21 protein-coding genes are annotated in these 23,971 nt (G+C 59.7%); 15 read left to right on the forward strand and 6 right to left on the reverse strand.

Annotated features, from left to right (window positions below):
- Positions 1-2: 2 nt before the first annotated feature.
- The gene (locus F617_RS0122885) at positions 3-1,253 is read right to left on the reverse strand and encodes a sarcosine oxidase subunit beta family protein (protein ID WP_019566866.1); all 1,251 of its coding nucleotides are present in this window, start codon (positions 1,251-1,253) and stop codon (positions 3-5) included.
- Positions 1,254-1,393: 140 nt separating this feature from the next.
- On the opposite strand from F617_RS0122885, the gene F617_RS0122890 reads away from it, so the two are divergent.
- Entirely contained in the window at positions 1,394-2,380 is a 987-nt protein-coding gene (locus F617_RS0122890) for a GlxA family transcriptional regulator (protein ID WP_019566867.1), read from the forward strand.
- A 55-nt stretch (positions 2,381-2,435) separates the two neighbouring features.
- Here the strand turns inward: F617_RS0122890 and F617_RS0122895 are convergent, their stop codons facing one another.
- The 4 genes from F617_RS0122895 to F617_RS0122910 all read right to left on the reverse strand — a co-directional run bounded on the left by F617_RS0122895 (position 2,436) and on the right by F617_RS0122910 (position 7,190).
- The gene (locus F617_RS0122895) at positions 2,436-3,977 is read right to left on the reverse strand and encodes a sugar ABC transporter ATP-binding protein (protein ID WP_019566868.1); all 1,542 of its coding nucleotides are present in this window, start codon (positions 3,975-3,977) and stop codon (positions 2,436-2,438) included.
- A gap of 4 nt (positions 3,978-3,981) precedes the next feature.
- Complete coding sequence (locus tag F617_RS0122900; RefSeq protein WP_019566869.1) at positions 3,982-4,959, reverse strand: ABC transporter permease; 978 nt, start codon at positions 4,957-4,959, stop codon at positions 3,982-3,984.
- 10 nt (positions 4,960-4,969) lie between these two features.
- Positions 4,970-6,010: an ABC transporter permease gene (locus F617_RS0122905; protein ID WP_019566870.1), complete on the reverse strand. Its 1,041-nt coding sequence runs from the start codon at positions 6,008-6,010 to the stop codon at positions 4,970-4,972.
- Between the two features lie 139 nt (positions 6,011-6,149).
- The gene (locus tag F617_RS0122910; RefSeq protein ID WP_019566871.1) at positions 6,150-7,190 is read right to left on the reverse strand and encodes a sugar ABC transporter substrate-binding protein; all 1,041 of its coding nucleotides are present in this window, start codon (positions 7,188-7,190) and stop codon (positions 6,150-6,152) included.
- A gap of 151 nt (positions 7,191-7,341) precedes the next feature.
- Between F617_RS0122910 and F617_RS0122915 the strand changes: the two genes are divergently transcribed.
- The 6 genes from F617_RS0122915 to F617_RS0122940 are packed head-to-tail and all read left to right on the forward strand — an operon-like array spanning position 7,342 to position 13,397.
- Positions 7,342-8,091, forward strand: coding sequence for a GntR family transcriptional regulator (locus F617_RS0122915; RefSeq protein ID WP_019566872.1), 750 nt, complete (start codon positions 7,342-7,344; stop codon positions 8,089-8,091).
- A gap of 22 nt (positions 8,092-8,113) precedes the next feature.
- Entirely contained in the window at positions 8,114-8,854 is a 741-nt protein-coding gene (locus F617_RS0122920; protein ID WP_003518213.1) for an SDR family NAD(P)-dependent oxidoreductase, read from the forward strand.
- Positions 8,855-8,873: 19 nt separating this feature from the next.
- On the forward strand, positions 8,874-10,346 hold the full coding sequence (locus F617_RS0122925; protein WP_026331028.1) for a mannitol dehydrogenase family protein: 1,473 nt from the start codon (positions 8,874-8,876) through the stop codon (positions 10,344-10,346).
- 3 nt (positions 10,347-10,349) lie between these two features.
- On the forward strand, positions 10,350-11,543 hold the full coding sequence (gene uxuA, locus F617_RS0122930; RefSeq protein WP_019566874.1) for a mannonate dehydratase: 1,194 nt from the start codon (positions 10,350-10,352) through the stop codon (positions 11,541-11,543).
- Positions 11,540-12,529 carry an aldo/keto reductase gene (locus F617_RS0122935; protein ID WP_019566875.1) on the forward strand — a complete coding sequence of 330 codons (990 nt, stop codon included), beginning with the start codon at positions 11,540-11,542 and terminating at the stop codon, positions 12,527-12,529. The genes uxuA and F617_RS0122935 overlap by 4 nt, the downstream gene beginning before the upstream one ends.
- Before the next feature lie 25 nt (positions 12,530-12,554).
- The gene (locus F617_RS0122940; RefSeq protein ID WP_026331029.1) at positions 12,555-13,397 is read left to right on the forward strand and encodes an amidohydrolase; all 843 of its coding nucleotides are present in this window, start codon (positions 12,555-12,557) and stop codon (positions 13,395-13,397) included.
- An 82-nt stretch (positions 13,398-13,479) separates the two neighbouring features.
- On the opposite strand, the gene F617_RS0122945 is transcribed toward F617_RS0122940, so the two are convergent.
- Positions 13,480-14,706 carry an MFS transporter gene (locus F617_RS0122945; RefSeq protein ID WP_019566877.1) on the reverse strand — a complete coding sequence of 409 codons (1,227 nt, stop codon included), beginning with the start codon at positions 14,704-14,706 and terminating at the stop codon, positions 13,480-13,482.
- A gap of 121 nt (positions 14,707-14,827) precedes the next feature.
- On the opposite strand from F617_RS0122945, the gene F617_RS0122950 reads away from it, so the two are divergent.
- The 8 genes from F617_RS0122950 to F617_RS0122985 all read left to right on the forward strand — a co-directional run bounded on the left by F617_RS0122950 (position 14,828) and on the right by F617_RS0122985 (position 23,969).
- Positions 14,828-15,418: a TetR/AcrR family transcriptional regulator gene (locus tag F617_RS0122950; RefSeq protein WP_003518207.1), complete on the forward strand. Its 591-nt coding sequence runs from the start codon at positions 14,828-14,830 to the stop codon at positions 15,416-15,418.
- 295 nt (positions 15,419-15,713) lie between these two features.
- Entirely contained in the window at positions 15,714-16,751 is a 1,038-nt protein-coding gene (locus tag F617_RS0122955; protein WP_019566879.1) for an NAD(P)-dependent alcohol dehydrogenase, read from the forward strand.
- 378 nt (positions 16,752-17,129) lie between these two features.
- Positions 17,130-18,014 carry an AraC family transcriptional regulator gene (locus F617_RS0122960; RefSeq protein ID WP_003518205.1) on the forward strand — a complete coding sequence of 295 codons (885 nt, stop codon included), beginning with the start codon at positions 17,130-17,132 and terminating at the stop codon, positions 18,012-18,014.
- 96 nt (positions 18,015-18,110) lie between these two features.
- A complete protein-coding gene (locus tag F617_RS0122965; RefSeq protein WP_013762239.1) occupies positions 18,111-19,022 on the forward strand; it encodes an ABC transporter substrate-binding protein in 912 nt (303 codons plus the stop codon).
- 71 nt (positions 19,023-19,093) lie between these two features.
- A complete protein-coding gene (locus F617_RS0122970; RefSeq protein WP_019566880.1) occupies positions 19,094-20,596 on the forward strand; it encodes a sugar ABC transporter ATP-binding protein in 1,503 nt (500 codons plus the stop codon).
- Positions 20,586-21,563, forward strand: a complete 978-nt coding sequence (locus F617_RS0122975) for an ABC transporter permease (RefSeq protein ID WP_019566881.1) — start codon at positions 20,586-20,588, stop codon at positions 21,561-21,563. The genes F617_RS0122970 and F617_RS0122975 overlap by 11 nt, the downstream gene beginning before the upstream one ends.
- A gap of 38 nt (positions 21,564-21,601) precedes the next feature.
- The gene (locus F617_RS0122980) at positions 21,602-22,333 is read left to right on the forward strand and encodes an SDR family oxidoreductase (protein ID WP_019566882.1); all 732 of its coding nucleotides are present in this window, start codon (positions 21,602-21,604) and stop codon (positions 22,331-22,333) included.
- 25 nt (positions 22,334-22,358) lie between these two features.
- On the forward strand, positions 22,359-23,969 hold the full coding sequence (locus F617_RS0122985) for an FGGY-family carbohydrate kinase (protein ID WP_019566883.1): 1,611 nt from the start codon (positions 22,359-22,361) through the stop codon (positions 23,967-23,969).
- Positions 23,970-23,971 lie beyond the last annotated feature (2 nt).

The raw sequence follows: 23,971 nt of genomic DNA on the forward strand, positions 1-23,971 counted from the left end.
CCTCAGTGAAGGTTCGGTTGGGCACCGGCGCCCTTTTCGTCGATGACATAGCCCTTTTCGAACCGGTCGAGCCGGTAGGCCTTGGCCGTATCATGCGGGGTATCCGTGGCCAGCAGGTGCGCGAATGCATAGCCGCTGGCCGGCGTCGCCTTGAAGCCGCCGTAACACCAGCCGGCATTGAGATAGAGGCCCTTCACAGGCGTGTGGTCGATGATCGGTGAACCGTCCATCGACATGTCCATGATGCCACCCCATATGCGCAGCAGGCGCGCCCGGCCGATCATCGGCATCAGCGCCATGCCGCCCTCGGCGACATCTTCGATGACGGGCAGATTGCCGCGCTGGGCATAGGAATTATAGCCGTCGATATCGCCACCGAAGACCAGGCCACCCTTGTCGGACTGGCTGACGTAGAAATGGCCTGCTCCGAAGGTTATGACGCCCGGTATGGTCGGCTTCAGCCCTTCCGAAACGAAGGCTTGCAGCACATGGCTTTCAATAGGCAGACGCATGCCCGCCATGGCCATGACGCGGCCGGTCGATCCCGCCACGGCGACGCCGACCTTTCCGGCACCGATGTAGCCACGGCTGGTTTCCACGCCCTTGATCGTTCCATCCTCGATGCGAAATCCCTGGACTTCGCAGTTCTGGATAAGATCGACCCCTGCCAGATCGGCGCCACGCGCGTAACCCCAGGCAACGCCATCGTGGCGGGCAGTTCCAGCGCGGCGCTGGTAAAGGCCGCCCTTGATCGGAAAGCGTGCATTTTCGAAATTGAGAAACGGGATCATAGCGCGGAGATCGTCTTGCGCCAGCAGTTGCGCGTCCGCACCGGCCAGCAGCATGGCGTTGCCGCGACGGCGGTAGGCATCGCGCTGCGCGTCGGTGTGGAACAGGTTCACAATGCCGCGCTGGCTTACCATCGCATTGAAATTGAATTCCTGTTCAAGCCCTTCCCAGAGTTTCATCGAAAACTCATAGAATGGCTCGTTTCCGGGCAGCAGATAGTTTGAGCGGATGATCGTGGTGTTGCGCCCGATGTTTCCTGATCCCAGCCAGCCTTTTTCCAGAACGGCGATCCGCGACTTGGAGAAGGTCTTGGCTAGATAATAGGCCGTTGCAAGTCCATGACCGCCACCGCCAACAATGATGAAATCGTAATGAGGTTGCGGATCGGGGTTCCGCCACAGTGGGCGCCAGCCCTTGTGGCCGGTCAGGGCCTGTTTGAAAACCTGGAGAGCCGAATAGCGCAAATCTGTGTTCCTCGAAAACAGGGCGGTTGTCCAAGTTTATAGCGCGATACCGGACGATTTTTTTATCCGTGACGGACGCATTATTGTCCATTTTGGCCAAGTCGGCTAAGCTTGCCCTGGGGATTGTCTTGGAGCAGGTCATGCACGCCGAAGGGTCGATGTCGATCGGGTTCATACTCATTGAGGGTTATGCGCTGATGTCGTTGGCTGCGGCGGTTGAGCCGCTGCGCGCGGCCAATCACCTTGCCGGCAAAACGCTCTACCATTGCCGATTTTACTCGGCGAATGGCGGGTTTGGCGCATCCACGTCAGGCGGAGGTTTCGATACCGCGCCCGTTTCGCGGGCTTTGTCTGAGAAGCTGGATCTGGTCTTCATCGTCGCGGGCGGAAATCCCATGCTCTATGAAGATCCGGCACTTGTGCGCAACCTGCGCGCGCTCAACCAGCGGGGTGTCAAGCTCGGAGGCATTTCCGGCGGCGCGGCGATCCTTGCTAAATCCGGTCTGATGACGGGCAGACGTTTTACCGTTCACTGGACCCACATCGATCCGCTTAGTGAATATGCCAGCGATCTCCTGATCGAGCGTGCGCTCTACGTCATCGATCGCGATCGCTACACTTGCGCGGGCGGCGTTGCCGCCATTGACATGATGGGGGCTTTTATTGCGAAAGACCATGGTTCTGCCTTCGCGCGCGATGTCAGCGAATGGTTCATACATCCGCGTTTGAGAACGGCCGATGAGCCTCAGTTGGGCCGCGCCGGCCAACGTTTCAACGTCCACCACCCGGTACTCGAAGCTGCAATTGAACTCATGACGACCCATGTTGCGGATCCCCTGTCGCCGGAGCAGCTGGGCCAATTGTGCGGCAGCAGTATTCGCCAGCTCCACCGTCTGTTTTCCAGCCATTTCGACCAGTCCATGATGTCTTTTTACCGTGGTCTTCGGCTGGCAAAGGCGGATGAGCTGCTGCAGCAGACCTCGCTTTCGATCGTTGACGTGGCCTTGCTGACGGGGTTCTCGACCGCTGCCCATTTCACCCGTTGCTACACCCAGAAATACGGCGTCCCGCCCAGCAGAAGGCGTCGTGCCGGGAGAGATTTCGAGCAGCCGTCCGATGGTACCTGACGCCCTACCGGAACAGCGTGCGGTTTTTGCGATGACACTTCGGCAAGGCCGTGCGTCATGCCTGACGTGAAAGGGCCGTTTCGCGCTCCGCATCATGGATCAAGCCCATGATACCCTCGCTCATATCGGCATAGACGCCATTGTTTTCGACCACGCCTTTAACCCGATAGCGGTCCATGACAACAATGCGGTCGGCCAGTGCCACCATCTCCGGCATGTCACTGGTGATGACGAGAATGGCGGTGCCGCCGTCTGCAAGCTCGCGCAGCAGATCGTGCAGATAGGCCTTGGTCTTGATGTCGATGCCAACAGAAGGTTCGTCTACAATCAGCAGCTTCACGTCGGCGGCAAGCCACTTGGCGACGCTGATCTTCTGCTGGTTGCCGCCGGAAAGATTACCCACGGTCTGGCTCAGGCTCGGCGTCTTCACCTCAAGTTTCTGCAGGAAAGGGGTGACCGCCGCACGGATGCGGCTGTCGGAAAGCACGCCGAATGCGTTTGAGAGCTTGCGCCAGATGGGAACGCCCGCATTGGCGAGAACGGAATGCTGGAGAATGAGGCCGTCACCCTTGCGGTCCTCGCTGACGTAACCGACGCCGTATTCGTGGATGGCTTCGGCAACGGAGCGGATGCGGGCCGGGCGATCTTCGATCCGGACTTCGCCCTCCGTGACGGCGAATTTACCCATGATCGATTTTGCCAATTCGGTGCGCCCAGCGCCCACCAGCCCGTAAAGGCCGACGATTTCACCCTTGCGCACGGAAAGACTGACATCGCGATGGCCGATTGCGGTAGAAACACCTTTGAGTTCAAGCACCAGCGGATTGTGCTCGACCGCGCGTTTGCGCCAGCCACCGCCGCCTTCGGCACGGCCAATCATCAGGCGCACCAGGTCCTGGCGTCCGAGACCTTCCATCGACCGGCTTTCGCAGGCGTTTTCGCCATCCCTCAGCACCGTCACCCGGTCGCAAATGTCGAGAACCTCCTCCAACTTGTGGCTGACGAAGACCAGGCTTGCGCCATCATCGCGCAGGCGGCGCAGAATGCGGAAGAGGTTGTCCGTTTCGCTCGGGGTCAGCGATGTCGTGGGTTCGTCGAGCAAAAGAACCCGGCTTTGCAGGGAAAGCGCCTTCGCAATTTCCACGAGCTGCATTTGCGCAACGGAAAGCTCGGATACCGGCATCGCCGGATCGACTTCCAGATTGAGAGCCTGCAGCCAGCGGCGTGCGTCGCGGTTCAGCGCGGCGTAGTCGATGGGTTTGAGATAGTGCGCCCCAAGCTTTTCCATGTGGATATTCTCGGCAATCGAGAAGCGCGGGATGAGGTTGCGTTCCTGATGGACGACACCGATGCCGCGGGCAATGGCCTCGCGCGGGTTGCCGAAGCGTACTTCCTGCCCATCGACAAGGATTTGGCCACTGCTCTGATGGTGGACGCCGGTAATGACCTTGATCAACGTCGATTTGCCGGCGCCGTTCTCACCTAGCAACGCGTGGATCGATCCCGGCTCCAGCGAAAGATTGACGCCCTTGAGCGCCCGAACGCCGGGAAACACTTTTTCGATGTTGCGCGCCTGAAAAACAGGTTGCTTGTCCATGATGTCAGGCCTTTCCTGTCTTTTTGCCGAGATGCGTTTCGCGCAGGCGGTTGATGCCGACGGCGGCGAGGATCATTGCGCCAAGCACCACCTGCACGAGGAACGGATCGATGGAGAACAGCACGAGTGCCTGCGTGATGATGGCAACGATGACGACGCCGAGCAGGGTCGCCCCCACGCTGACATGCCCGCCAGCCAGTACGGCACCGCCGATAACGGGTGCGGCAAAGGACAGGATGAGCCAGTCATCGCCAATGGACGGCTGGCCGATCTGCAGGCGGGATACGAGCAGAATGCCGGCGACCGACGCCAGGAGGCCGGAAATGCCGTGCGCCACAATCATTGTCGTGCGGATCGAAATGCCGGAAAGCTCTGCCGCATGGCTGTTGCCGCCAATGGCAAGGATGAAGCGGCCTATCGGCTGGCGGCGCAGCATGAACCACAGCGCGAATGCAATGATGATGGTGGGTGCGGCGAGCCACGGAACCGGGCCAACGAGCAGTGCCGAGCCGAAGGCTTTCACCGATTCCGGCACGCCGTAGAACGGCTCCGCCCGGGTGATGCCGAGGTTGATACCCTTGTAGATCGACAGGGTCGCCAGTGTGATGACGAAGGCGGAAATGCCTGTGATGGCGATCAGCAGACCGTTGAGCATGCCGCAGACAACACCGATCAGTACCGCAGCAATGGCGGCCACCGGTGCCGGAAGCCCCCAGACCTGCATCAGTCCCGCAAAGGATATTGCCGCCAGTCCGCCGATTGCGCCCACGGACAGGTTCATCTGGCCAATGGCAATGATGATCATCTGGGAAAAGGCGATGAGCGCATTGACCGCGATTGCAAGAAGCAAAATCTGGATGTTGAAGGAAGAGAGGAAGTTGGGGCTGAAGCTGCGGATAAGCGCGATTGCCAGCACCGTGACCAATAGAGGGCCGAACCAGTCGGTTCTGGCAAGGCGTAGAAGGGTGTTGTCGGTCTTCATCGTCCAGTCCTCAAGCCAGGTTACGTCGGGCGAGATAGCTTCGCCGCGCCTTGTCCATCAAAACCGCTAGCAACAGCAGCAGGCCGAGAAATGTCTGGACCCAGAATTCACCGAGCTGAAGCAGCAGCAGGCCGCTGGTGAGCATGGTGACCAAAAGTGCGCCAAGACAGGTGCCGAGCACCGAAACCTTGCCGCCCTGCAAAAGCGTGCCACCGAGAACCGGGCCGAGAAATGCTGGCAGAAGCCAGTCCTGCCCAAGCTGGCCTGCCATGGAAGGAATGGCGGCGCCCGTGCGCGTCACCAGCATCAGGGCGGCGAGTGCTGCAAGCAGGCCCGACAGCATGTGACAGGCAATGAAGATACGGTCGACCCGAATGCCGGAAAGTTCCGCCGCTTCCGGGCGTGCGCCTGCCGCCAGCATTTCGCGGCCAAGAACGGTGCGTCGGTAGAGAAAGGACAGGGCAAGCGCCGTTGCGAGCGTGACGAGAAGCAGCGGCGAGAAATAGGTCGCGAGCTTCATTTTTCCGAAGGCGGCGAAGATCGGCGGTAGGCCACGGTAGGCCTCGGCGCGCGTCAGGAAGATCATCACGCCGAAAAAGATGCTCATGGTGGCAAGCGTGATGATGAAGCTGTGCAGCCCCGTGCGGATGACGGTCCAGCCATTGACGAAACCGAGCGCCGCGCCGGTGGCGAGACCGCCAATGAGGGCGAGCGGCCACGGCACGCCAAGCACCTCGATCAGATAACCACAGGCCATGGCCGCCGAGACGCCGATCGCTCCAACGGCAAGATTGAGGCCGCCAGTCACGATCACCGCCATCATCGACAGGCCGATCATGATGTTGATCGCGGCACTGCGACCAAGCGTGAACAGATTGAAAGGCGAAAGGAAGCCGCTGGCCGCGACGCCAAAAATGACGGCGAAGACGACGATCAGCAGAATGAGGCCAAATTCATTGGTCAGAAAAAAGCGGCCTTGCGAAAGGCTGGACCCCATTCGTCTGTCGCCCTCCTGCGAGCCCTTTGTGAGCAAAGTATCGTTCACGGTCATGAAACTGTCCCGGTATTGGTTCGCCCGAAGCGCCTGCGCGGGTCGCCTGGTCATTGCGCTGCCGCCTGAAAGAATATTTTCTGGCGGGGCAGATTGCCGGGCGCGGTCGTTTGCCGCCCGGCAATTGCTCAAGGCATGATTAGTTGCAGCTCAGATAGGTCGTATCGAAGTTGGTGAGCAGCTTTTTAGTCTCGGCGCGCATGGCATCGATGTAGTTGTCCACCTTGGCGGCATCGACATAGGCGGTGCCGGAATCGATGAACTTGGTCGTCAGCGCATTGGATTTGAACGGCGCATCTTCTTTCACCTTGCAGCCGGCCTGAAGTTTGCTCAGTGCAAACGCGCCGATATAACCCTGGCCATAGGGGTTCTGAAGCATCGTGCCGTCGACGAAACCGTCCTTGATCGCTTTCAGCACGACTTCGTCGTGGTCGATGCCGACCATGTGGATACGCTTGTCGCCGATCTTGCGCAGTGCGTTGGAGGCAACGACAGCAGGAACCCAGGCTGTGGTCACGATACCGTCCACTTCGGAAGCGTGGGCGGCCAGGTAGGCGCTGATCTTTTCTTCCGCCGGTTCCGGCGCGTCGATATCGGCGATGACCTGAACGACCTCGGCGCCGGCTTCGTCAGCTGCCTTTTTTACGGCATCGATACGAAGCTGGGTGTTGGGGTCAACAAGGAAGCCGGTGAAATGAGCGATGCGTTTTTTGCCCGCTCCCATCGCCTTGATCAGCTCCTTGGTGCCGAGATAAGCGGAATTACCGGTGTCGGTACCAAGGCAGAAGGCGGCGGGCGAGGGGTCCTTGAAGCATCCGGCGCCAGCAATCACATTCGCGCCGTTGCCGGTCAGTTCCTCTGCTGTCGAGACCGCGCCGACGGGATCGCCTGGGAAAATCAGGAAGCCGTTATAACCCTGGCTCAGAAGGCTTTCGAGAAGCTGGTTCTGCTGTGCCAGTTCCCACTTTTGCGGCACCTTATAGTCGGCGCCAGCCAGGCCGAAGTCCTTGGCCGCGTCCTTGCCGGCCTGTTCCCAGGCGGCGAAATAAGGGTGCGGACCGCCCGGAACGAGGGCGATCTTGCTGGCGTCCGCCGCCTGCGCGACACCGCACGCTCCCGCGCCGATGATTGCGGCAGCGACGAGGCTGCGCATGAAATACGTCATGTTTTTCTCCTCCATGAAACGGCCTGCTCCTTAAAAAAAGCGACTGGAACCTCCCTTAATCGCTCTTTCTCCCAACAGCCGACTTGCGTAAGCACCATGGACACTAGTATACTTGTATCCAAGTAGCAATGAGATTTTCACGACCGCCTTTTGAAGGGGAGCGTTCATGACGAAAAACACCACTGCCGGTTTCACTGGGCGCGGCTCTCATCAAGAGGCCCCCGGCTCCGGAATCGAAAGCGTGGAGCTTGTGGTCAATCGTTATGGCTCGGTTGCCGATCAGGTTCATGCGGCGTTGCGTCAGGCGATCGTCGAGGTCCGCCTAGCGCCCGGTGCGCCGATCAGTGAAAACTCGATCTGCCGTCAGTTTTCGGTGTCGCGCACCCCGGTGCGTGCCGCGATCCAGCGCCTGTCGGAAGAGGGTCTTGTGGACGTCTATCCGCAACTCGGCAGCTTTGTTGCGCCGATCAGGCTTGGCGAAATTCAGGACAGCCATTTTATCCGCCGTTCACTCGAAGTGGCTTTGCTGCGCGAAGTCGCGCCGAAGTGGACGAAAGAAATGAGCCGTACGATGCGCGACGTCATCGCCGAGCAGGAAAGAGTGATTGCCGCCAACGACGCATCCGGCTTCTTCCATGCCGACGAGGCGTTTCATCGCCTGCTCGGCACGTTTTCCGGTCGCGAAGGTGTCTGGCAGGCGATCCTTGCCGCCAAGGTGACCCTGTCGCGGTTCCATCGTTATTGGGCAAAGCCGGAACGATTGCCCGCCGTCATCGAAGAGCATCTGGCAGTCGTGGATGCTCTCGATCGTGGCGATGCCGAAGGTGCGGAAAAGGCGCTGGTGACGCATCTGGATATGGTTTTCGTGATCTACGAACAGTTGCCTGAAGAAGAGCGGAAGCATTTGTCCATTTGATAGTGGACGTGGAGGAGACAGAATGGAACTGAAACACAAGACGGCGCTCGTGACAGGCGCTTGTGGCGGCATCGGCCGTGCCGTGGTTGCGGCGCTGGTCGCGCAAGGGGCGAGGGTAATCGCCTTCGATCGCGACATCGAAGCTGTTGCGGCGCTTGCGGAGGGGTTTGGCGGTGCTTGTGATCCCGTCGCCGTCGATCTCGGCGATGCGACTGCGCTGCAGGCCGTCATGAAAGATGTCGCCAACCGTTTCGAGGTCATAGACATTCTCGTCAACAATGCCGGTGTGCTGTCGCCGCACAAGCTGGGAGCGACCACGCTTGATGACTGGCACAGGCTGATGGCCGTCAATCTCGATGCCGCCCTGCTGCTGACGCAGGCCGTCGTTCCCGCCATGAAGGAAAACCGCTGGGGGCGGCTGATCAACATCTCGTCCTATGCCTGGAAGTCCGGTGGCCTGACGGCGGGCACGGCCTATTCGGTCTCGAAATCGGCGCTGGTGGGCCTCACTTACTCGTCCGCTCGCGAACTTGCCCCTTTCGGCGTCACCGCCAATGCAGTCGCGCCGGCCTATGTGGTTTCGCCGATGATCATGGAGCAACTGTCAGAGGAAGACCGCCAGCGCCAGCTTGCAGCCATTCCGGTCGGGCGGTTCTGCCAGCCGGAGGAGGTGGCCCATACCGTAGGTTTCCTCGCCTCGCCGCTGTCCGGCTTCATGACCGGCACTGTCGTTGACATGAATGGCGGCCTGCAATTCGGCTGAGATACGGAGATAAATGACCATGACAGAACGCCTCTCGTCCCTTGCGTTGCCGCATCTGCCAAACGACGTCCTTTTGCCCGCCTATGACCGCAAAGCGGTGACACCGGGTATCGTGCATCTCGGCGTTGGCGCTTTTCACCGCGCCCATCAGGCGGTCTTCATCGACGATTGCCTGGCGCGTGGCGAAACCGGCTGGGGCATTGTCGCTGCCTCGCTGCGCAGCCCCGATACTCGCGATGCCATCGCGCCGCAGGACAATCTCTATACATTCTGCCTGCGTGACGGTGAAAACGAAACGCTGCGGATTGTCGGTTCAATCCTCGAGACCATCGTCGCTCCTGAGGATCCGGAGCGGCTGCTGCAAGCCATGACCGATCCGCGGGTCAGAATCGTCACGTTGACGGTCACGGAAAAGGGTTACCTCGCCGATTTGTCGGCGGGCACGCTTCTTCGTGACCATCCCGATGTCGTTCATGATCTGGCGCATCCGCAAAAGCCGCGCTCCGCGCTCGGTTTTCTGCTGGAAGCGACAAGACGCCGGCGGGCCGCCGGGGCTGTGCCGCTGACTTTGCTCTCCTGCGACAATCTTCCGTCCAACGGTCGCATCCTGCACCGTCTTCTGGTGGAGATGGCTGGTCTCACCGATAATGATCTCGCTGCCTTCATCGCGGAAAATCTCTCCTGCCCCTGCGTCATGGTGGACCGCATCGTGCCCGCCACCACCGCAACTGACCGCGAGCGTGTGACGGCGCGTCTCGGCTGCGAGGATGCCTGGCCGGTAATTGCGGAACCCTACTTCCGCTGGGTAATCGAGGATCGCTTTCCGCACGGTCGCCCCGGCATCGAGCTGTCAGGTGCCGAAATCGTTGATGAGGTCGAGCCGTATGAGCATATGAAGCTCAGGATGCTGAACGGCGCTCACACCGCCATGGCCGCAATCGGCCAATGCAGCGGGCTTGAGACGATCGCCGATATCTATGCCGATGCGCGTGTACGCGGTTACGTCGACCGTTACTGGCGGGAGGTTGGTTCGACATTGAGCCCGGCCGTCAGCGGACCAGACTATGTTGCCGGTCTGCGCCAGCGTTTCGCCAACCCCGCCCTTCGTCATCGCGCCGCCCAGATCGCCTCTGACGCTTCACAGAAAGTGCCGCAACGCATTCTCGCGCCGCTTGCGGAGCTACGTGCCGCAGGCGCGCCGAATAAGGCCGCTCTTTTTGCGGTTGCGATGTGGATACGGTCCTGCGCAGCGCTGAACGAGCGGGGAGAGGCAATTGTCATGGCCGATCCGGCATTTTCCGAATGGAGTGCACCCACCGGCAACGGCGAGGAGCAGGACGCGGTCATCGACCGGTTTTTAACATTCCGTCGCGTCTTCGGGCCTGAATGGCAGGCGGATGAGGCATTCGTAACGGCGCTTCGGGCGGCCTATCGCGACATCGTCCAATACGGCGCGCTCGGCGCCATCGAACGGCATTTTTCGGAGGAGTAGAATATGAAGGAAACCTGGCGCTGGTTCGGTGAATCGGACCCCATCACCTTGCAGCATGTGCGGCAGACCGGCGCCAGCGGCGTTGTAACGGCGCTGCACCAGATCCCCGACGGCACGGCGTGGCCGGTCGAAGAGATCGCCAAACGCAAGGCGATGATCGAGGCAGCCGGCCTGGAATGGAGTGTCTGCGAATCCATTCCGATGGAACAGTCCATCAAGCGCGGCGATGCCGATGCGCCGAAGGCGATTGCGCGCTGGAAAGATACACTCTCCCGTCTCGGTCACGCGGGCGTTCCCGTCGTCTGCTACAATTTCATGCCGGTGGTGGACTGGACACGCACGAACCTGCGCTGGCAGGCACGCAATACCGGATTGGCGCTGCGCTTCGAAATGGCGGATTTCGTCGCCTATGACGTCTTCATCCTGAAGCGTGTTCGTGCTGCTGAAAATTACGATCCTGCGCTCGTGGCGCGAGCCGAAAAGCGTTTTGCGCAAATGAGCGAAGATGACCAGTCGCTTCTCGAGCGTAACATCATCGCCGGCCTGCCGGGCGGCGCCCTGGTGCAGACGCGCGAATCCATCGCCGCTCTGATTGCTTCGTTCGATGGCATCGACAGCGCGACCATGCAGGGCAATCTTCTGGCCTTTCTGAGAGAGGTCGTGCCGGTGGCGGAAGAGGTGGGCGTGCATCTCGGCATCCACCCTGATGATCCACCGTTCTCCCTGTTCGGCCTGCCGCGCGTTGTCTCGACACCTGCAGATATTCGCGCCATCCTCTCGGCCGTTGAAAGCCCGAACAATGGCATCACCCTTTGTACCGGCTCATACGGCGCCCGCAGCGACAATGATCTTGTGGCGATGGCACGGGAGTTCGCGTCTCGCATCAATTTCGCCCATCTTCGGAATGTGACCGTTGAAGCGGATGGTTCCTTCTTTGAGGACGATCATCTGGATGGCGGAACGGACATGATTGGAGTCATCGAGGCATTGTTGCGCGAGGAGCGGGCCGCCGCCAAGGCTGGCCGCCGCACCAATATTCCAATGCGGCCTGACCACGGCCATCTGCTGGGTGATGACATCACCAAAAAGACCAATCCCGGATATTCCTACATTGGCCGCATGAAGGGGCTCGGCGAACTCCGCGGCGTCATCCGCACCATTGAGCGCCAGCTTCGCCGCGAGGAGGGTACCGCATGAAAACCCGCAAACTTGGTCGCACGGCGCTGTCGCTGAGCGAGCTTTCCTTCGGCGCGGCCGGTATCGGTAATCTCTATCGCAGCGTCAGCCGCGAAGATGCGATGGAGACGCTGCAAGCCGCCTGGGACGCCGGCATCCGCTATTTCGATACCGCACCCTATTACGGGCAGGGCCTTTCCGAACGCCGCCTCGGGGATTTTCTTCAGGGGAAACCACGCGACGAATTCGTGCTGTCCACCAAGGTCGGGCGGATCCTGAAACCGGCTGAAGCGGGCGTGACACCGGATTACGGTTTTGTCGATGCACTGCCTTTCGTGGTGGAATACGACTACAGCTATGATGGCATCATGCGCTCGCATGAGCAAAGCCTCGCCCGGCTTGGTCTCGGTTCAGTGGATATTCTCTATGTCCACGATCTGGAGGATACCACGCTTGGGGAAGAGGCCTATCGCCATCATTTCAGGATATTCACCGAAAGCGGCATCGAGGCCCTGCACGAGTTGAAGGCGACAGGCCGGATCGGCGCGTTCGGTCTTGGCGTGAATGAGGTTCCGGCTTGTCTGAACCTCATGGAGATAGACGAGATCGACTGCATTCTTCTGGCGGGTCGTTATACGCTGCTCGACCGGTCGGCTGCAGCAAAGCTGCTGGGGCGGTGTGCGGAAACCGGCACCTCGCTCGTCATCGGCGGCGTCTTCAACTCTGGCATTCTTGCGACGGGTGCAAGGCCGGGTGCGACTTTCAACTATAGTGAAGCAGCAGCAGATGTCATGGAGCGGGTGCGTGCCATGGAGGTCCACGCTGCCGGGCACGGGGTTGCACTTGCGGCCGCTGCCCTGCATTTTCCGCTGCAAAATGCCGATGTCGCAAGTGTCCTGATCGGCACCGCAAAACCGGACAGCCTTTTGCGCAACCTGTCTATTTTCGAAACGGCCGTGCCGGACGCCGCCTGGGCGGGTTTCGACGCGCTCGCCCTCGAAAATTGACCGCAACGACATGGAGGAGGACGCCATGGATCTGATCGATACTCACCAGCATCTGATCTTGCGAGGCAAGCTCGGTTATGCCTGGACACGAGGGGAGCCCAGCCTTGCGGGAAGCTTCACCCGGGCTGATTACACAGCGCTTGTCGAGGGATGTGGCGTAGTCGGCACGATCTTCATGGAAAGCGGGGTGGATGACGGCGACTATCAGGCCGAGGCTCGCCTCATCGCCAGCATGATCGGCGAGGGTGCCTTGCCGATGTTCGGCCAGATCGCCAGTTGCCGACCGGAAACGGATAATGGTTTCGAAGCCTGGCTGGAGGAGTGCCGCCACCTCAACGTGGTCGGTTTCCGGCGCATTCTCCACGTTATGCCCGACGACCTCAGCCGCGAGGAAAATTACCGACGAAACGTGCGCACGATTGGAAAGGCCGGATGGCCGGTCGATCTGTGTTTTCATTCCCGGCAGCTTGCCATTGCCGCCGAACTTGTCGGGGCCTGCCCCGATGTGCGCTTCATGCTCGACCATTGCGGCACGCCGGACATTGCCGGAAACGATTTTCGGGAGTGGAGTGGGCGTATGGCCGACTTGGCGACGCTGCCCAATCTCTTCGTCAAACTCTCCGGCATCACCGCCTATTGTGCACCGGGATGCGCGACGCTGGAAAGCGTGACACCCTATGTGGAAACCGTGATCAACCTGTTCGGACCTGAGAGAATGGTCTGGGGCGGCGACTGGCCGGTGGTCGATCTCGGCTCGGGTCTACCGGAATGGATCGGTATGACGAGTGAGCTTCTTTCGACGCTCTCGCCCGACGAGCAGGCATCGATCGGCCACCGCAATGCCAGACTGTTTTATTTGGCGACATAGCGTGCAGCTTTTCATGCCGATTGTGCATTGCGTCGGCCGGCTATGCCAAGAAGCGCGCCGGCGCGCTTCATACGTCTGTGCTTTACTCGGCTGGCTGCGCTGCGGCTGTCGTCGCAGAGCGGTTGGTCTTACCAGAAAGGCTGCGCTGACCGAGGCTGATAATGGTGACTGTCGACAGGGTGGCGACAATCGATACCCAGAAGCCGTTGCTCGGGCCGAAATTATCGATCACCCAGCCGGAAATGAAGGCGCCGAGCGCCATGCCGATACCGATGCCGGTCATCACCCAGGTCACGCCTTCCGTCAGCATCGATTCCGGGACGCGGCGCTCGATCAGGCCAAATGCGGTGATGAAGATGGGAGAGATTGCAACGCCGCTGAGGAATACGGCGAAGGCAAGCAGGGAAACTGTCGTGCTTGCAAAGAGGAGCGGCAGCGCGGTGAGCGCAAGGACGCTGACGGCGATCAGCAATTGCCGTTGCAGCGGCATTTTGGGGTTGATCGCGCCCAGAAGCAGGCCGACGACAAACGAACCGATGGCATAGACGCCGATGACGAGGCTGGCGGCTTCCGGTTGACCGAGTTCTTTGGTGATGGCAACGGCACTTACCTCGGCTGTGGCGAAAGTGGAGCCTACGAAGATCAGGGCGACCGTGATGATCTGGACCGAACGCAGCCGGATAGCCGAATGTTGCCTGCTGCCACTTTCAACCGCGCGTACCTTGGGTTCGGTCGATCGTTGCAACAGGAAGGCAAAGGTACCGAGTGCCAGCGAGGCGGTGCTGATCATCATACCTGCTTCCGGAAAGAGTGAGACCGCGAGACCGACGGAGAGCGAGGCGCCGGCGATGTAGACAAGTTCGTCGGCGGCGGATTCAAATGCAAAAGCAGTGTTCAGCTCAGGCCGGTCACGGAAGATTTCCGTCCAGCGGGCGCGCATCATCGCGGGAATGCTCGGCATGGCCGCGGCGAGGAAGGCCGAAAGAAAGAGCGTCCAGGCAGGCCATCTCTGGTTGGTCGCGATAATCAGGATAGCAAAGGCGATGACCGATATGATGGTGGCCGGGACAAGGACGCTGCTCTGGCCCTTGCGGTCCACCAATCGCGAAATCTGCGGCGCAACGGCGGCATTGGTCAGCGCGAAGGTTGCCGAGACCGCACCGGCAAGCCAATATTCGCCATGGGTCTGGGAAAGCATGGCTACGATGCCGATCGGTGCCATCGCAATCGGAAGACGGGCAAAGAAGCCTGCGGCGGAAAAGCCTTTGGCGCCCGGAGCCCGGAAAATTTCTCTATATGGATTAGACATCGGGATGCACCTTGTTTAGGGAGTACCCACCACAAACATACGTGGCGTATGCAAATGAAATAATTGCATACGTCGCGTATGTCAACTAGTATACGCGACGTATGTAGAATTCGGAGAAAAAATGCGCAAACCTCGCAGTGAAATGATTGCCGAGACGCGGGCGAAGCTTCTGGTCGCTGGCCGCAAGGCATTTGGCAGCATCGGCTATGCCGAAGCTTCGATGGACGACTTCACTGCCGAAGCAGGGCTGACCCGCGGCGCGCTCTATCACCATTTTGGCGACAAGAAAGGCCTGCTGCTGGCGGTTGTGGGTGAGATCGACGCCGAGATGACGAAAAGGCTCTGTGACATCTCGTCTAGGGCCGCGACGCGTTGGGAGGGTTTTGTCGAGGAAAATGTCGGTTACATTCTCATGGCTCTGGAGCCGGAAATCCAGCGGATCATGTTCCGTGATGGGCCAGCCGTTCTCGGCGACCCTTCACGTTGGCCAAATGCCAATGGTTGTATCTCGGCCGTTGCGCGAAGTCTCGATGCGCTGAAGCAGGAAGGGACGATCGTCGACATTGATCCGGAGGCCTGTGCGCGTTTCATCAATGCGGCGAGCAGCAGTGCAGCCCAGTGGATCGCGAATTCCGACGACCCCGAAACGACCTCGAAACGCGCCGTCGACAGTTTCCGCACCTTTCTGGAAGGGCTGAGGATCACACGCTGATCCGCTTGTCGCCGGTTCTGCGTACACATCAGGGTCAATCTCGTTCCGGCTGAGTGAGTAACCCTGAGCCGGCGATATTCCCCGAAGCGCGCTGAGCGAATCGTGCTGTCTCTCTCCCCCGTAGACTCGTTAACGCGCCAGGGATGATAAGAAATTGCGGGCTCATCGATACAGTTTTTCCTCCTTGAAGAAAAACCAGCCGATCCGGCTGATTTCTGTTTACTTTTGTCGAAATTGCATCGCATCACGCTGTTTGAATTCGCTGTAAGGCCTTTCGCAAACTACGGAGGATGAGATGAAAGCACTGGTGCTGGAAGAAAAAGGAAAGCTCTCGCTCAGGGAGTTCGACATTCCCGGCAAGCTCGGACCCAAGGATGTGCGCATCCGTACCCATACCGTCGGGATTTGCGGCTCGGACGTCCATTATTATACCCATGGCAAAATCGGCCATTTCGTTGTGCATGCGCCGATGGTGCTGGGCCATGAAGCTTCCGGAACGGTAATCGAGACCGGTGCCGAGGTTGCGCATCTGAAGCCGGGTGATCGCGTCTGCATGGAGCCGGGCATTCCCGATCCAACCTCGCGCGCCTCCAAACTTGGCATTTACAATGTTGATCCGGCGGTCAGCTTCTGGGCAACGCCACCCGTTCACGGTTGCCTGACACCGGAAGTCATTCATCCCGCCGCCTTTACATACAAGTTGCCCGACAACGTTTCCTTTGCCGAAGGCGCCATGGTGGAACCCTTCGCCATCGGGATGCAGGCAGCGCTCAGGGCGCGTATTCAGCCCGGCGATGTTGCCATCGTGACGGGCGCCGGTCCGATCGGCATGATGGTTGCGCTGGCGGCGCTAGCCGGCGGTTGCGCAAAGGTGATCGTTGCCGATCTTGCCCAGCCGAAGCTGGATATCATCGCAGCCTATGACGGCATCGAGACCGTCAACATCCGCGAACGTGACCTGTCGCAGGCCGTGGCTGATGCGACGGATGGCTGGGGTTGCGATGTCGTTTTCGAATGCTCTGGCGCTGCACCCGCCGTGCTCGGTATGGCGAAACTCGCACGTCCCGGCGGCGCCATCGTCCTCGTCGGTATGCCGGTCGATCCGGTGCCGGTTGATATCGTCGGCTTGCAGGCAAAAGAGCTGCGGGTGGAGACGGTTTTCCGCTACGCCAATGTGTATGACCGTGCGGTCGCTCTCATCGCGTCCGGCAAGGTCGATCTGAAGCCGCTGATCTCCGCGACCATTCCCTTCGAAGACAGCATTGCCGGTTTTGATCGTGCGGTGGAGGCAAGGGAAACGGACGTGAAGCTGCAAATTCTGATGCCGCAATAATCGCTTCCGGCAAGCCGCCTGCCGATGCAGGGGCGTCAAAAACCCTTCGGAAAAGTATAAGCTCGACCTGCCGGTGATCGGCGGGTCGAGCTTTAAAAAATCATCACATCGATCTTTAAGATGCGCATTTTCTGGGCGTATGGCGTGCAACTGCGCGAAAAAATGGGCGCAACCGCTGGCTTAGTTGTCGGCGGATGCACGGCACTCTTCAATTTCTGACAAAAAACAGTCAAAAAAGTATCGGTAATTTCCCCGGTATGATGTGGAAGTAAATGTGCCGCAGGCCATATGCTCCCCATCAACGCCTGGGACGAGCCATAAAGAGGAATGGCTTTGCTCCGCGAATACGGCGGACGTGACCGATGGGAGGAAACATCGATGCAGCCCGATCTGGAACTGGTACATATCCGCAAGGGCGAATCCTTCGCCGCCTGGCGGCATGGCTATCCGTTCCGCACCGTGCGCTGGCATTACCATCCCGAATATGAAATTCATCTGGTCGTGGCGACGTCAGGCACGTTCTACATCGGCGATTTCGTCGGTCGCTTCGGCCCGGGCCAGCTAATCATGACTGGCCCAAATCTCCCTCAAAACTGGATCAGCGAGATCGAGCCGGACGAGATCGTTCCCACGCGCTCTCTCGTCATCCAGTTTCCGGAAGCTTTTATCGAGGATGCCTGCGCTTCCATGTCCGAGATGGAGGTAGTTCGCGCCCTTCTGGACCGCAGCCGCCGCGGCATTCTGTTCGACGATGAGACCAGCGATCGCGTTCGCCCGCTGATACTGCGTTTGATCGAGGCGCAGGGGTTGAAGCGTCTTGCGATTTTTTGGGAAATTCTCGATCTGCTGGTCAATGCGCCGGCGCCCGAGGTGCTGGCGAGCCTGAGCTACGAGCTGGACCTGACGGGCATCGGCGATAGCGGCATCAACCGCGCCTTGTCGCATCTGCGCCAGCATCTGACCGAACAGGTCGAGGAAATCGATCTGGCCGACATGGTTGGCCAGAGCCAGAGTGCCTTTTCCCGTGCCTTCAAGCGACATACGGGAACGACTTTGGTGCGCTATCGCAATCAGCTGCGTATCGATCTGGCCTGCCAGATGCTTCTGGTGGATCAGGACGTGAAGGTGGCGGAAGTCTGCTACGACGTGGGCTTTTCAAACCTTTCGAATTTCAACAGGCATTTCTTGAAGCTGAAGGGAATGTCGCCATCGAGGTTTCGTACGGTATTCGCGGCCCAGAAGGCAGCGGTCATGGCGGATTAAACCAAGATACATCGCGGATTTTTCACCAATTCGGGCAGAGGACTGTCCGGAAACGGGCTCTTATTGCCCAGATTTTCCAAACGGGAGGAAGTTACTATGAGAATGAAATCCAAGTTCCTGATGGCATCGGCCGCACTTGCAATGATGGCCGCTCCGGCATTGGCACAGGACAAGCTGAAAATCGGCATGACGTTCCAGGAACTGAACAACCCCTATTTCGTGTCCATGCAGGAAGCGCTGAAGGAAGCCGCGGCAAGCATCGGCGCTGATGTTGTCGTCACCGACGCCGGCCACGATGTGGCAAAGCAGATTTCCGACGTGGAAGACATGCTGCAGCAGAAGATCGACATCCTGCTTCTGAACCCGACCGACAGCGCCGGCATCGAAGCCGCCGTGCACGCTGCCAAAGCTGCCGGCGTGATTGTCGTTGCTGTCGACGCCAACGCAAACGGCCCGGTCGACACCTTCGTCGGCTCGAAGAACCGTGACGCAGGCTACAAGTCTTGCAAGCATCTCGGTGATGCGCTCGGCGGCAAGGGTGAAGTCGCAATCCTCGACGGTATCCCGGTCGTGCCGATCCTGCAGCGCGTCGAAGGCTGCAAGGCGGCGCTTGCCGAATTTGCCGACATCAAGCTTGTCGACACGCAGAATGGTCGTCAGGACCGCTCCGTTGCGCTCGGCGTCGTTGAAAACATGATCCAGTCCCGTCCGAACCTCGCCGGTATCTTCTCGGTGAATGATGGCGGCGCAATGGGTGCACTCGCTGCGATCCAGGGCTCCGGCAAGGACATCAAGCTGACCTCGGTTGATGGTGCTCCCGAAGCTGTGAAGGCAATTGCCGACGGCGGTCCTTTCATCGAAACGACCGCGCAGTTCCCGCGTGACCAGGTGCGCGTTGGCCTTGCCATGGCGCTTGCCCAGAAGTGGGGCGCCCGCGTCGTTCCGAAGGAAGTACCGATCGACGTCATGGTCGTTGACAGCAAGAACGCCGGCGACTTCAGCTGGTAAGAATTCCTCCCCAGGTCCCGTCTCCGCCTCGTGTGGGGGCGGGACATGTCCCGACCATCGAGGAGGGTAAAATGCTGGAACTGAATGGAATAAGAAAAAGCTTCGGCAAGATCGAGGTCCTGCGCGGCGTTGACCTGCAGGCGCGCGCCGGCGAGGTGCATGCGCTTCTGGGAGAGAACGGCGCTGGCAAGTCGACATTGATGAAAATCCTGTGCGGCATTTTGCAGCCCTCGGAGGGCACGATCCGCATTGACGGAAAGGACCGCCGCTTCGCCAATTACGACGAGGCGATTGCCGCCGGTATCGGCATCGTGTTTCAGGAATTCAGCCTGATCCCCTATCTCGATGCGGTTGAAAACATGTTTCTGGCACGCGAAATCCGCGGACCGCTGCGCCTGCTGAACAAGCGCGCGATGCGTAAACGTGCCGCCGAAATCATGAGCCGTCTGGCCGTGGACGTTCCGCTCGATGTGCCGGTGCACCGCCTTTCCGTTGCCCAGCAGCAATTCGTGGAAATTGCCAAGGCGCTTTCACTCGATGCCCGTATTCTCGTTCTCGATGAGCCGACTGCGACGCTTACCCCGTCCGAGACCGAGCATCTCTTCAAGGTCATGCGCGAGCTGCGGCGTCAGGGTGTCGCTATCATCTTCATTTCCCATCATCTCGAGGAAATATTCGAGATCTGCGACCGCATCACCGTCCTGCGTGATGGCGAACTCATCGGCTCCTGCCTCACCACTGACGTCGATAATGACCGTCTGGTGGAGATGATGGTCGGCCGGCGCATCGAGGCCAATTTTCCGCCCAAACCGAAGATCGATACAGCTGCGCGCAACGTGATCGAGGTCGAAGAGCTTCAACTGAAAAAAGGCGGGCCGGTCTCGCGCTTTACCCTGCGGCAGGGTGAGATACTCGGTTTTGCCGGGCTTGTCGGTTCCGGGCGCACGGAAACGGTGCTGGCCATGCTTGGCGCGCATTCCGCTTCGCGCCGCAAGATCAAGGTCGATGGCGTCGAGACCCGCTTTTCCGGCCCGGATGAGGCGCTGATGCGCGGCATTGGCCTGCTGCCGGAAAGCCGCAAGGAAGAGGGTCTGATCACCAGTTTCTCCATCCTGCAGAACATCTCCCTCAACAACTATCGCAAGTACCAGAAGGCTCACTGGTTTATCGACCTGAAAAAAGAGCTTGAGCACACGAAAAAGGCGATGGCGCAGGTTCAGGTCAAGGCACAGGGACCCTATGCCCGCGTGGACACGCTGTCCGGTGGAAACCAGCAGAAGATCGTTATCGCCCGCTGGCTGAACCATGACATGCGCGTCCTGATCTTCGACGAACCGACGCGCGGCATCGATGTCGGCGCGAAGGCGGAAATCTATGCGCTGATGCGCGAATTCGCAGCCAAGGGCTATTCGATCATCATGATCTCTTCGGAGCTGCCGGAAGTGATCGGCATGTCGGACCGCGTCTGCGTGTTCCGCTCCGGGGGCATCGTCGCCACCGTCGAGGGCGCAGACATCAATTCAGAAACAATAATGACAAACGCCACCACCGGGAGGGTTGAACATGTCGCTTGATGCAAATACCGGCATTGCCGAAAAGACGAGCGGTTTCGGCCTTGGCAGCATGCTGCGCTCGCCACTCGCCCTGCCTCTGGCGGGCCTGATTGTCGTATCGATCCTGATGGGTCTTGCGAGCGACAATTTCTTCAGCGTGAACAACATCATGAACGTGCTGCGACAGGTTTCAGTCGTCGGCATTCTGGCCGTGGGCATGACATTCGTCATCCTCACAGGCGGCATCGACCTGTCGGTCGGCGCGGTCATGGCGCTTGTAGGCACGTTGTCTGCCGGCCTGATGGTGAATACCGGCCTGCCTGCGTCGCTCGCCTTGCCGGCCGGGCTGTTCATCGGACTTGGCATCGGTATCTTCAACGGAGCACTTGTCGCCTGGGGCAAGATGCCGGCTATCATCGTCACGCTTGCGACGATGGGAATGGCGCGCGGTCTCGGCCTCATCTATTCCGGCGGTTATCCCGTCAGCGGCATTCCGAGCTGGATTTCCTGGTTTGGCGTCGGTCGCGTTGGCGTCGTGCCGGTGCCTGTTATCATCATGGTGGTGATCTACGCCGTGGCCTGGGTGCTTTTGCAGCGTACGGCTTTCGGTCGTCACGTCTATGCACTCGGCGGAAACGAGTTGGCCGCGCGCCTCTCCGGCGTCAAGACCCGGCGCGTCAAGCTTGCCGTCTATGGTATCTCAGGCGTGACGGCAGCGCTTGCAGCTCTCATTCTGACCGGCCGGCTTATGAGCGGACAGCCCAATGCGGGTGTCGGTTTCGAGCTGGATGCCATTGCGGCCGTGGTTCTCGGCGGCACGGCGATTGCCGGCGGACGCGGGCTCATTCTTGGTACCCTTATCGGCGCGGTGCTGCTCGGCATCCTGAATAACGGTCTCAATCTCATGGGTATCAACCCTTATCTGCAGGATGTCATCAAGGGCGCGATCATTCTGCTCGCCATCTATATCGGGCGCGACTGGCGTTGAGCCCACACGTCATATCTTCAAAGAAGCAGGAGAATTAAATGTCTGAATTGCTGCAAGGCAAGATCGCGGTCATCACCGGCGCCGCGTCCGGTATTGGCCTCGCCACCACCGAGGCGCTACTGGAAAACGGTGCAACGGTCGTCATGGTCGACTGGAACGAGAAAGCCCTGACTGAACTTGTCGGTAAACTCGGCAAGCGCGCCATCGCGCAGGTCACGAACCTTCTGGATGCAGACAGCTGCAATGCCATGATCCCTGAGATCCTCAAGAAGGTCGATCACATCGACATTCTCTACTGCAACGCTGGCTCTTATATCGGTGGCGATCTCACCGAAACCACGCCGGAAGCCATCGACAAGATGTTGAACCTCAACGTCAATGCCGTGATGAAGAATGTACAGGCTGTCGTGCCGCACATGTCGGAGCGCAAGACCGGCGACATCATCGTCACCTGCTCGATCGCCGGACATTTCCCGACCTATTGGGAGCCGGTCTATTCGGGTTCGAAATGGGCGATCACCAGCTTCGTGCAGGGCATGCGTCGCCAGATGATCCCGCATGGTGTGCGCGTCGCGCAGGTCTCTCCCGGCCCGGTCGTCTCGGCCCTTCTGGCAGACTGGCCGGAAGAAAATCTTCGCAAGGCCAAGGAATCGGGTAGCCTCATCGACGCGAGTGAAGTGGCCGATGCGGTTGTTTACATGCTGACCCGCAAGCGTACCGTCACCATCCGCGACATGCTGGTGCTGCCCACCAACTTCGACCGCGTTTAAACTACACTCCCAAGGAGTATCGCAAATGGCTTCCTACCTGATTGGCGTCGATGTCGGTACCGGCTCTGCCCGTGCCGGTGTCTTTGATGTGGCGGGCAGGCTTCTGGCCACCGCCAAGCGCCCGATCACGATGCATCGTGAAGACGGCGGCATAGCCGAACAATCGAGTGGTGAGGTTTGGAAAGCCGTTTGCGACAGCGTGCGGGAAAGTGTCTCGCGCGCCGGCATAGATCCCGCAGCCGTGGTTGGCATCGGTTTCGATGCCACCTGCTCGCTCGTGGTGCGCGGGCCTGAGGATGAGACCCTTCCGGTCGGCGCGCCGGATCATCCAGAGCGCGATATCATCGTCTGGATGGATCACCGCGCCGTCGAACAGGCGGAGCGGATCAATGCGGGCGAACATGCCGTTCTGAAATATGTCGGCGGTCGGATTTCCCCGGAAATGCAGACGCCCAAACTGCTCTGGCTTCGCGAAAACAAGCCGGATATCTATGCGCGCGCCGAGCACTTCTTCGACCTGACGGACTTCCTGACCTGGAAAGCCTCAGGAGCGCTCGATCGTTCCGCCTGCACGGTTACCTGCAAGTGGACTTATCTCGCCCATGAGGAACGTTGGGATGCGGAATATTTCACCCGCATCAGGCTTGGCGATCTGGCGGAGCAGGGATTCCGCCGTATCGGTGAAAGCGTCGTTCATCCAGGCACGGCGCTGGGTAATGGTTTGACCGATGAGGCCGCAACAGCCATGGGGCTGGTTGCTGGAACCGCCGTTGCCGCCGGTCTGATCGATGCGCATGCCGGGGGTGTCGGCACGGTGGCTGCGGGCGGCGACGCTTCGCGGTGCCTCGGTTACGTCTTTGGTACCTCTTCCTGTACCATGACAACCACCTCGGAGCCGGCTTTCGTGCCGGGTGTTTGGGGTCCCTATTATTCCGCCATGGTTCCCGGCGCTTGGCTCAATGAAGGCGGCCAATCCGCCGCCGGTGCGGCCATTGATTATCTGGTGCAATTGCACCCGGCATTTTCAGAGGCAAAGGCGCTTTCCGAAGAAGAAGGCAAGTCATTACCTGCATGGCTTGCCGACCGTGCATTGGCTTTGGCCACGTCTGCTTCCGCTGCCGTGAAGATTGCCGAGAATTTTCACGTGGTGCCGGAGTTCCTCGGCAACCGCGCGCCCTTCGCCGATCCTCATGCCCGTGCCGTCATTGCCGGTTATGGCACCGAGACGGGGGTGGATTCGCTTGTCGCGCTTTACGTGGCGGGGCTTCTCGGCCTCGGTTACGGGCTTCGCCAGATCATCGAGACGCAGGCGCGTCATGGCGCTCCCGTGGAAACGATCAGTGTCAGCGGCGGCGCGGGCGCTCATCCGCTTGCCAGACAATTGCTGGCGGATGCGACGGGGCTCCCGGTTGAACTCACTGAATGCGAGGAGCCGGTGCTTCTTGGATCGGCGATGCTCGGTGCGGTTGCTGCCAAGGCCTATCCCGACCTGATTTCCGCAATGCCCGCCATGTCGCGTATTGCCAAATATTCGGCACCGGACGCTGCATTCAGCCAAGTGCACCAGTCACGCTACGACGCGTTTCTGGCACTGCAGAATGCGGCGCGCGCCATTCGTTCCGCAAACCATTCCTGAAG

This window comes from Agrobacterium sp. 10MFCol1.1 (genome assembly GCF_000381165.1).
Taxonomy (GTDB): Bacteria; Pseudomonadota; Alphaproteobacteria; order Rhizobiales; family Rhizobiaceae; genus Agrobacterium; species Agrobacterium tumefaciens.

Bases quoted from the DNA above. Each gene is read 5' to 3' on its own strand.
- F617_RS0122890 (WP_019566867.1), top strand. From the start codon at position 1,394: ATGCACGCCGAAGGGTCGATGTCGATCGGGTTCATACTCATTGAGGGT.
- F617_RS0122895 (WP_019566868.1), bottom strand. From the start codon at position 3,977: ATGGACAAGCAACCTGTTTTTCAGGCGCGCAACATCGAAAAAGTGTTT.
- F617_RS0122900 (WP_019566869.1), bottom strand. From the start codon at position 4,959: ATGAAGACCGACAACACCCTTCTACGCCTTGCCAGAACCGACTGGTTC.
- F617_RS0122905 (WP_019566870.1), bottom strand. From the start codon at position 6,010: ATGACCGTGAACGATACTTTGCTCACAAAGGGCTCGCAGGAGGGCGAC.
- F617_RS0122910 (WP_019566871.1), bottom strand. From the start codon at position 7,190: ATGGAGGAGAAAAACATGACGTATTTCATGCGCAGCCTCGTCGCTGCC.
- F617_RS0122915 (WP_019566872.1), top strand. From the start codon at position 7,342: ATGACGAAAAACACCACTGCCGGTTTCACTGGGCGCGGCTCTCATCAA.
- F617_RS0122920 (WP_003518213.1), top strand. From the start codon at position 8,114: ATGGAACTGAAACACAAGACGGCGCTCGTGACAGGCGCTTGTGGCGGC.
- F617_RS0122925 (WP_026331028.1), top strand. From the start codon at position 8,874: ATGACAGAACGCCTCTCGTCCCTTGCGTTGCCGCATCTGCCAAACGAC.
- uxuA (WP_019566874.1), top strand. From the start codon at position 10,350: ATGAAGGAAACCTGGCGCTGGTTCGGTGAATCGGACCCCATCACCTTG.
- F617_RS0122935 (WP_019566875.1), top strand. From the start codon at position 11,540: ATGAAAACCCGCAAACTTGGTCGCACGGCGCTGTCGCTGAGCGAGCTT.
- F617_RS0122940 (WP_026331029.1), top strand. From the start codon at position 12,555: ATGGATCTGATCGATACTCACCAGCATCTGATCTTGCGAGGCAAGCTC.
- F617_RS0122945 (WP_019566877.1), bottom strand. From the start codon at position 14,706: ATGTCTAATCCATATAGAGAAATTTTCCGGGCTCCGGGCGCCAAAGGC.
- F617_RS0122950 (WP_003518207.1), top strand. From the start codon at position 14,828: ATGCGCAAACCTCGCAGTGAAATGATTGCCGAGACGCGGGCGAAGCTT.
- F617_RS0122955 (WP_019566879.1), top strand. From the start codon at position 15,714: ATGAAAGCACTGGTGCTGGAAGAAAAAGGAAAGCTCTCGCTCAGGGAG.
- F617_RS0122960 (WP_003518205.1), top strand. From the start codon at position 17,130: ATGCAGCCCGATCTGGAACTGGTACATATCCGCAAGGGCGAATCCTTC.
- F617_RS0122965 (WP_013762239.1), top strand. From the start codon at position 18,111: ATGAGAATGAAATCCAAGTTCCTGATGGCATCGGCCGCACTTGCAATG.
- F617_RS0122970 (WP_019566880.1), top strand. From the start codon at position 19,094: ATGCTGGAACTGAATGGAATAAGAAAAAGCTTCGGCAAGATCGAGGTC.
- F617_RS0122975 (WP_019566881.1), top strand. From the start codon at position 20,586: ATGTCGCTTGATGCAAATACCGGCATTGCCGAAAAGACGAGCGGTTTC.
- F617_RS0122980 (WP_019566882.1), top strand. From the start codon at position 21,602: ATGTCTGAATTGCTGCAAGGCAAGATCGCGGTCATCACCGGCGCCGCG.
- F617_RS0122985 (WP_019566883.1), top strand. From the start codon at position 22,359: ATGGCTTCCTACCTGATTGGCGTCGATGTCGGTACCGGCTCTGCCCGT.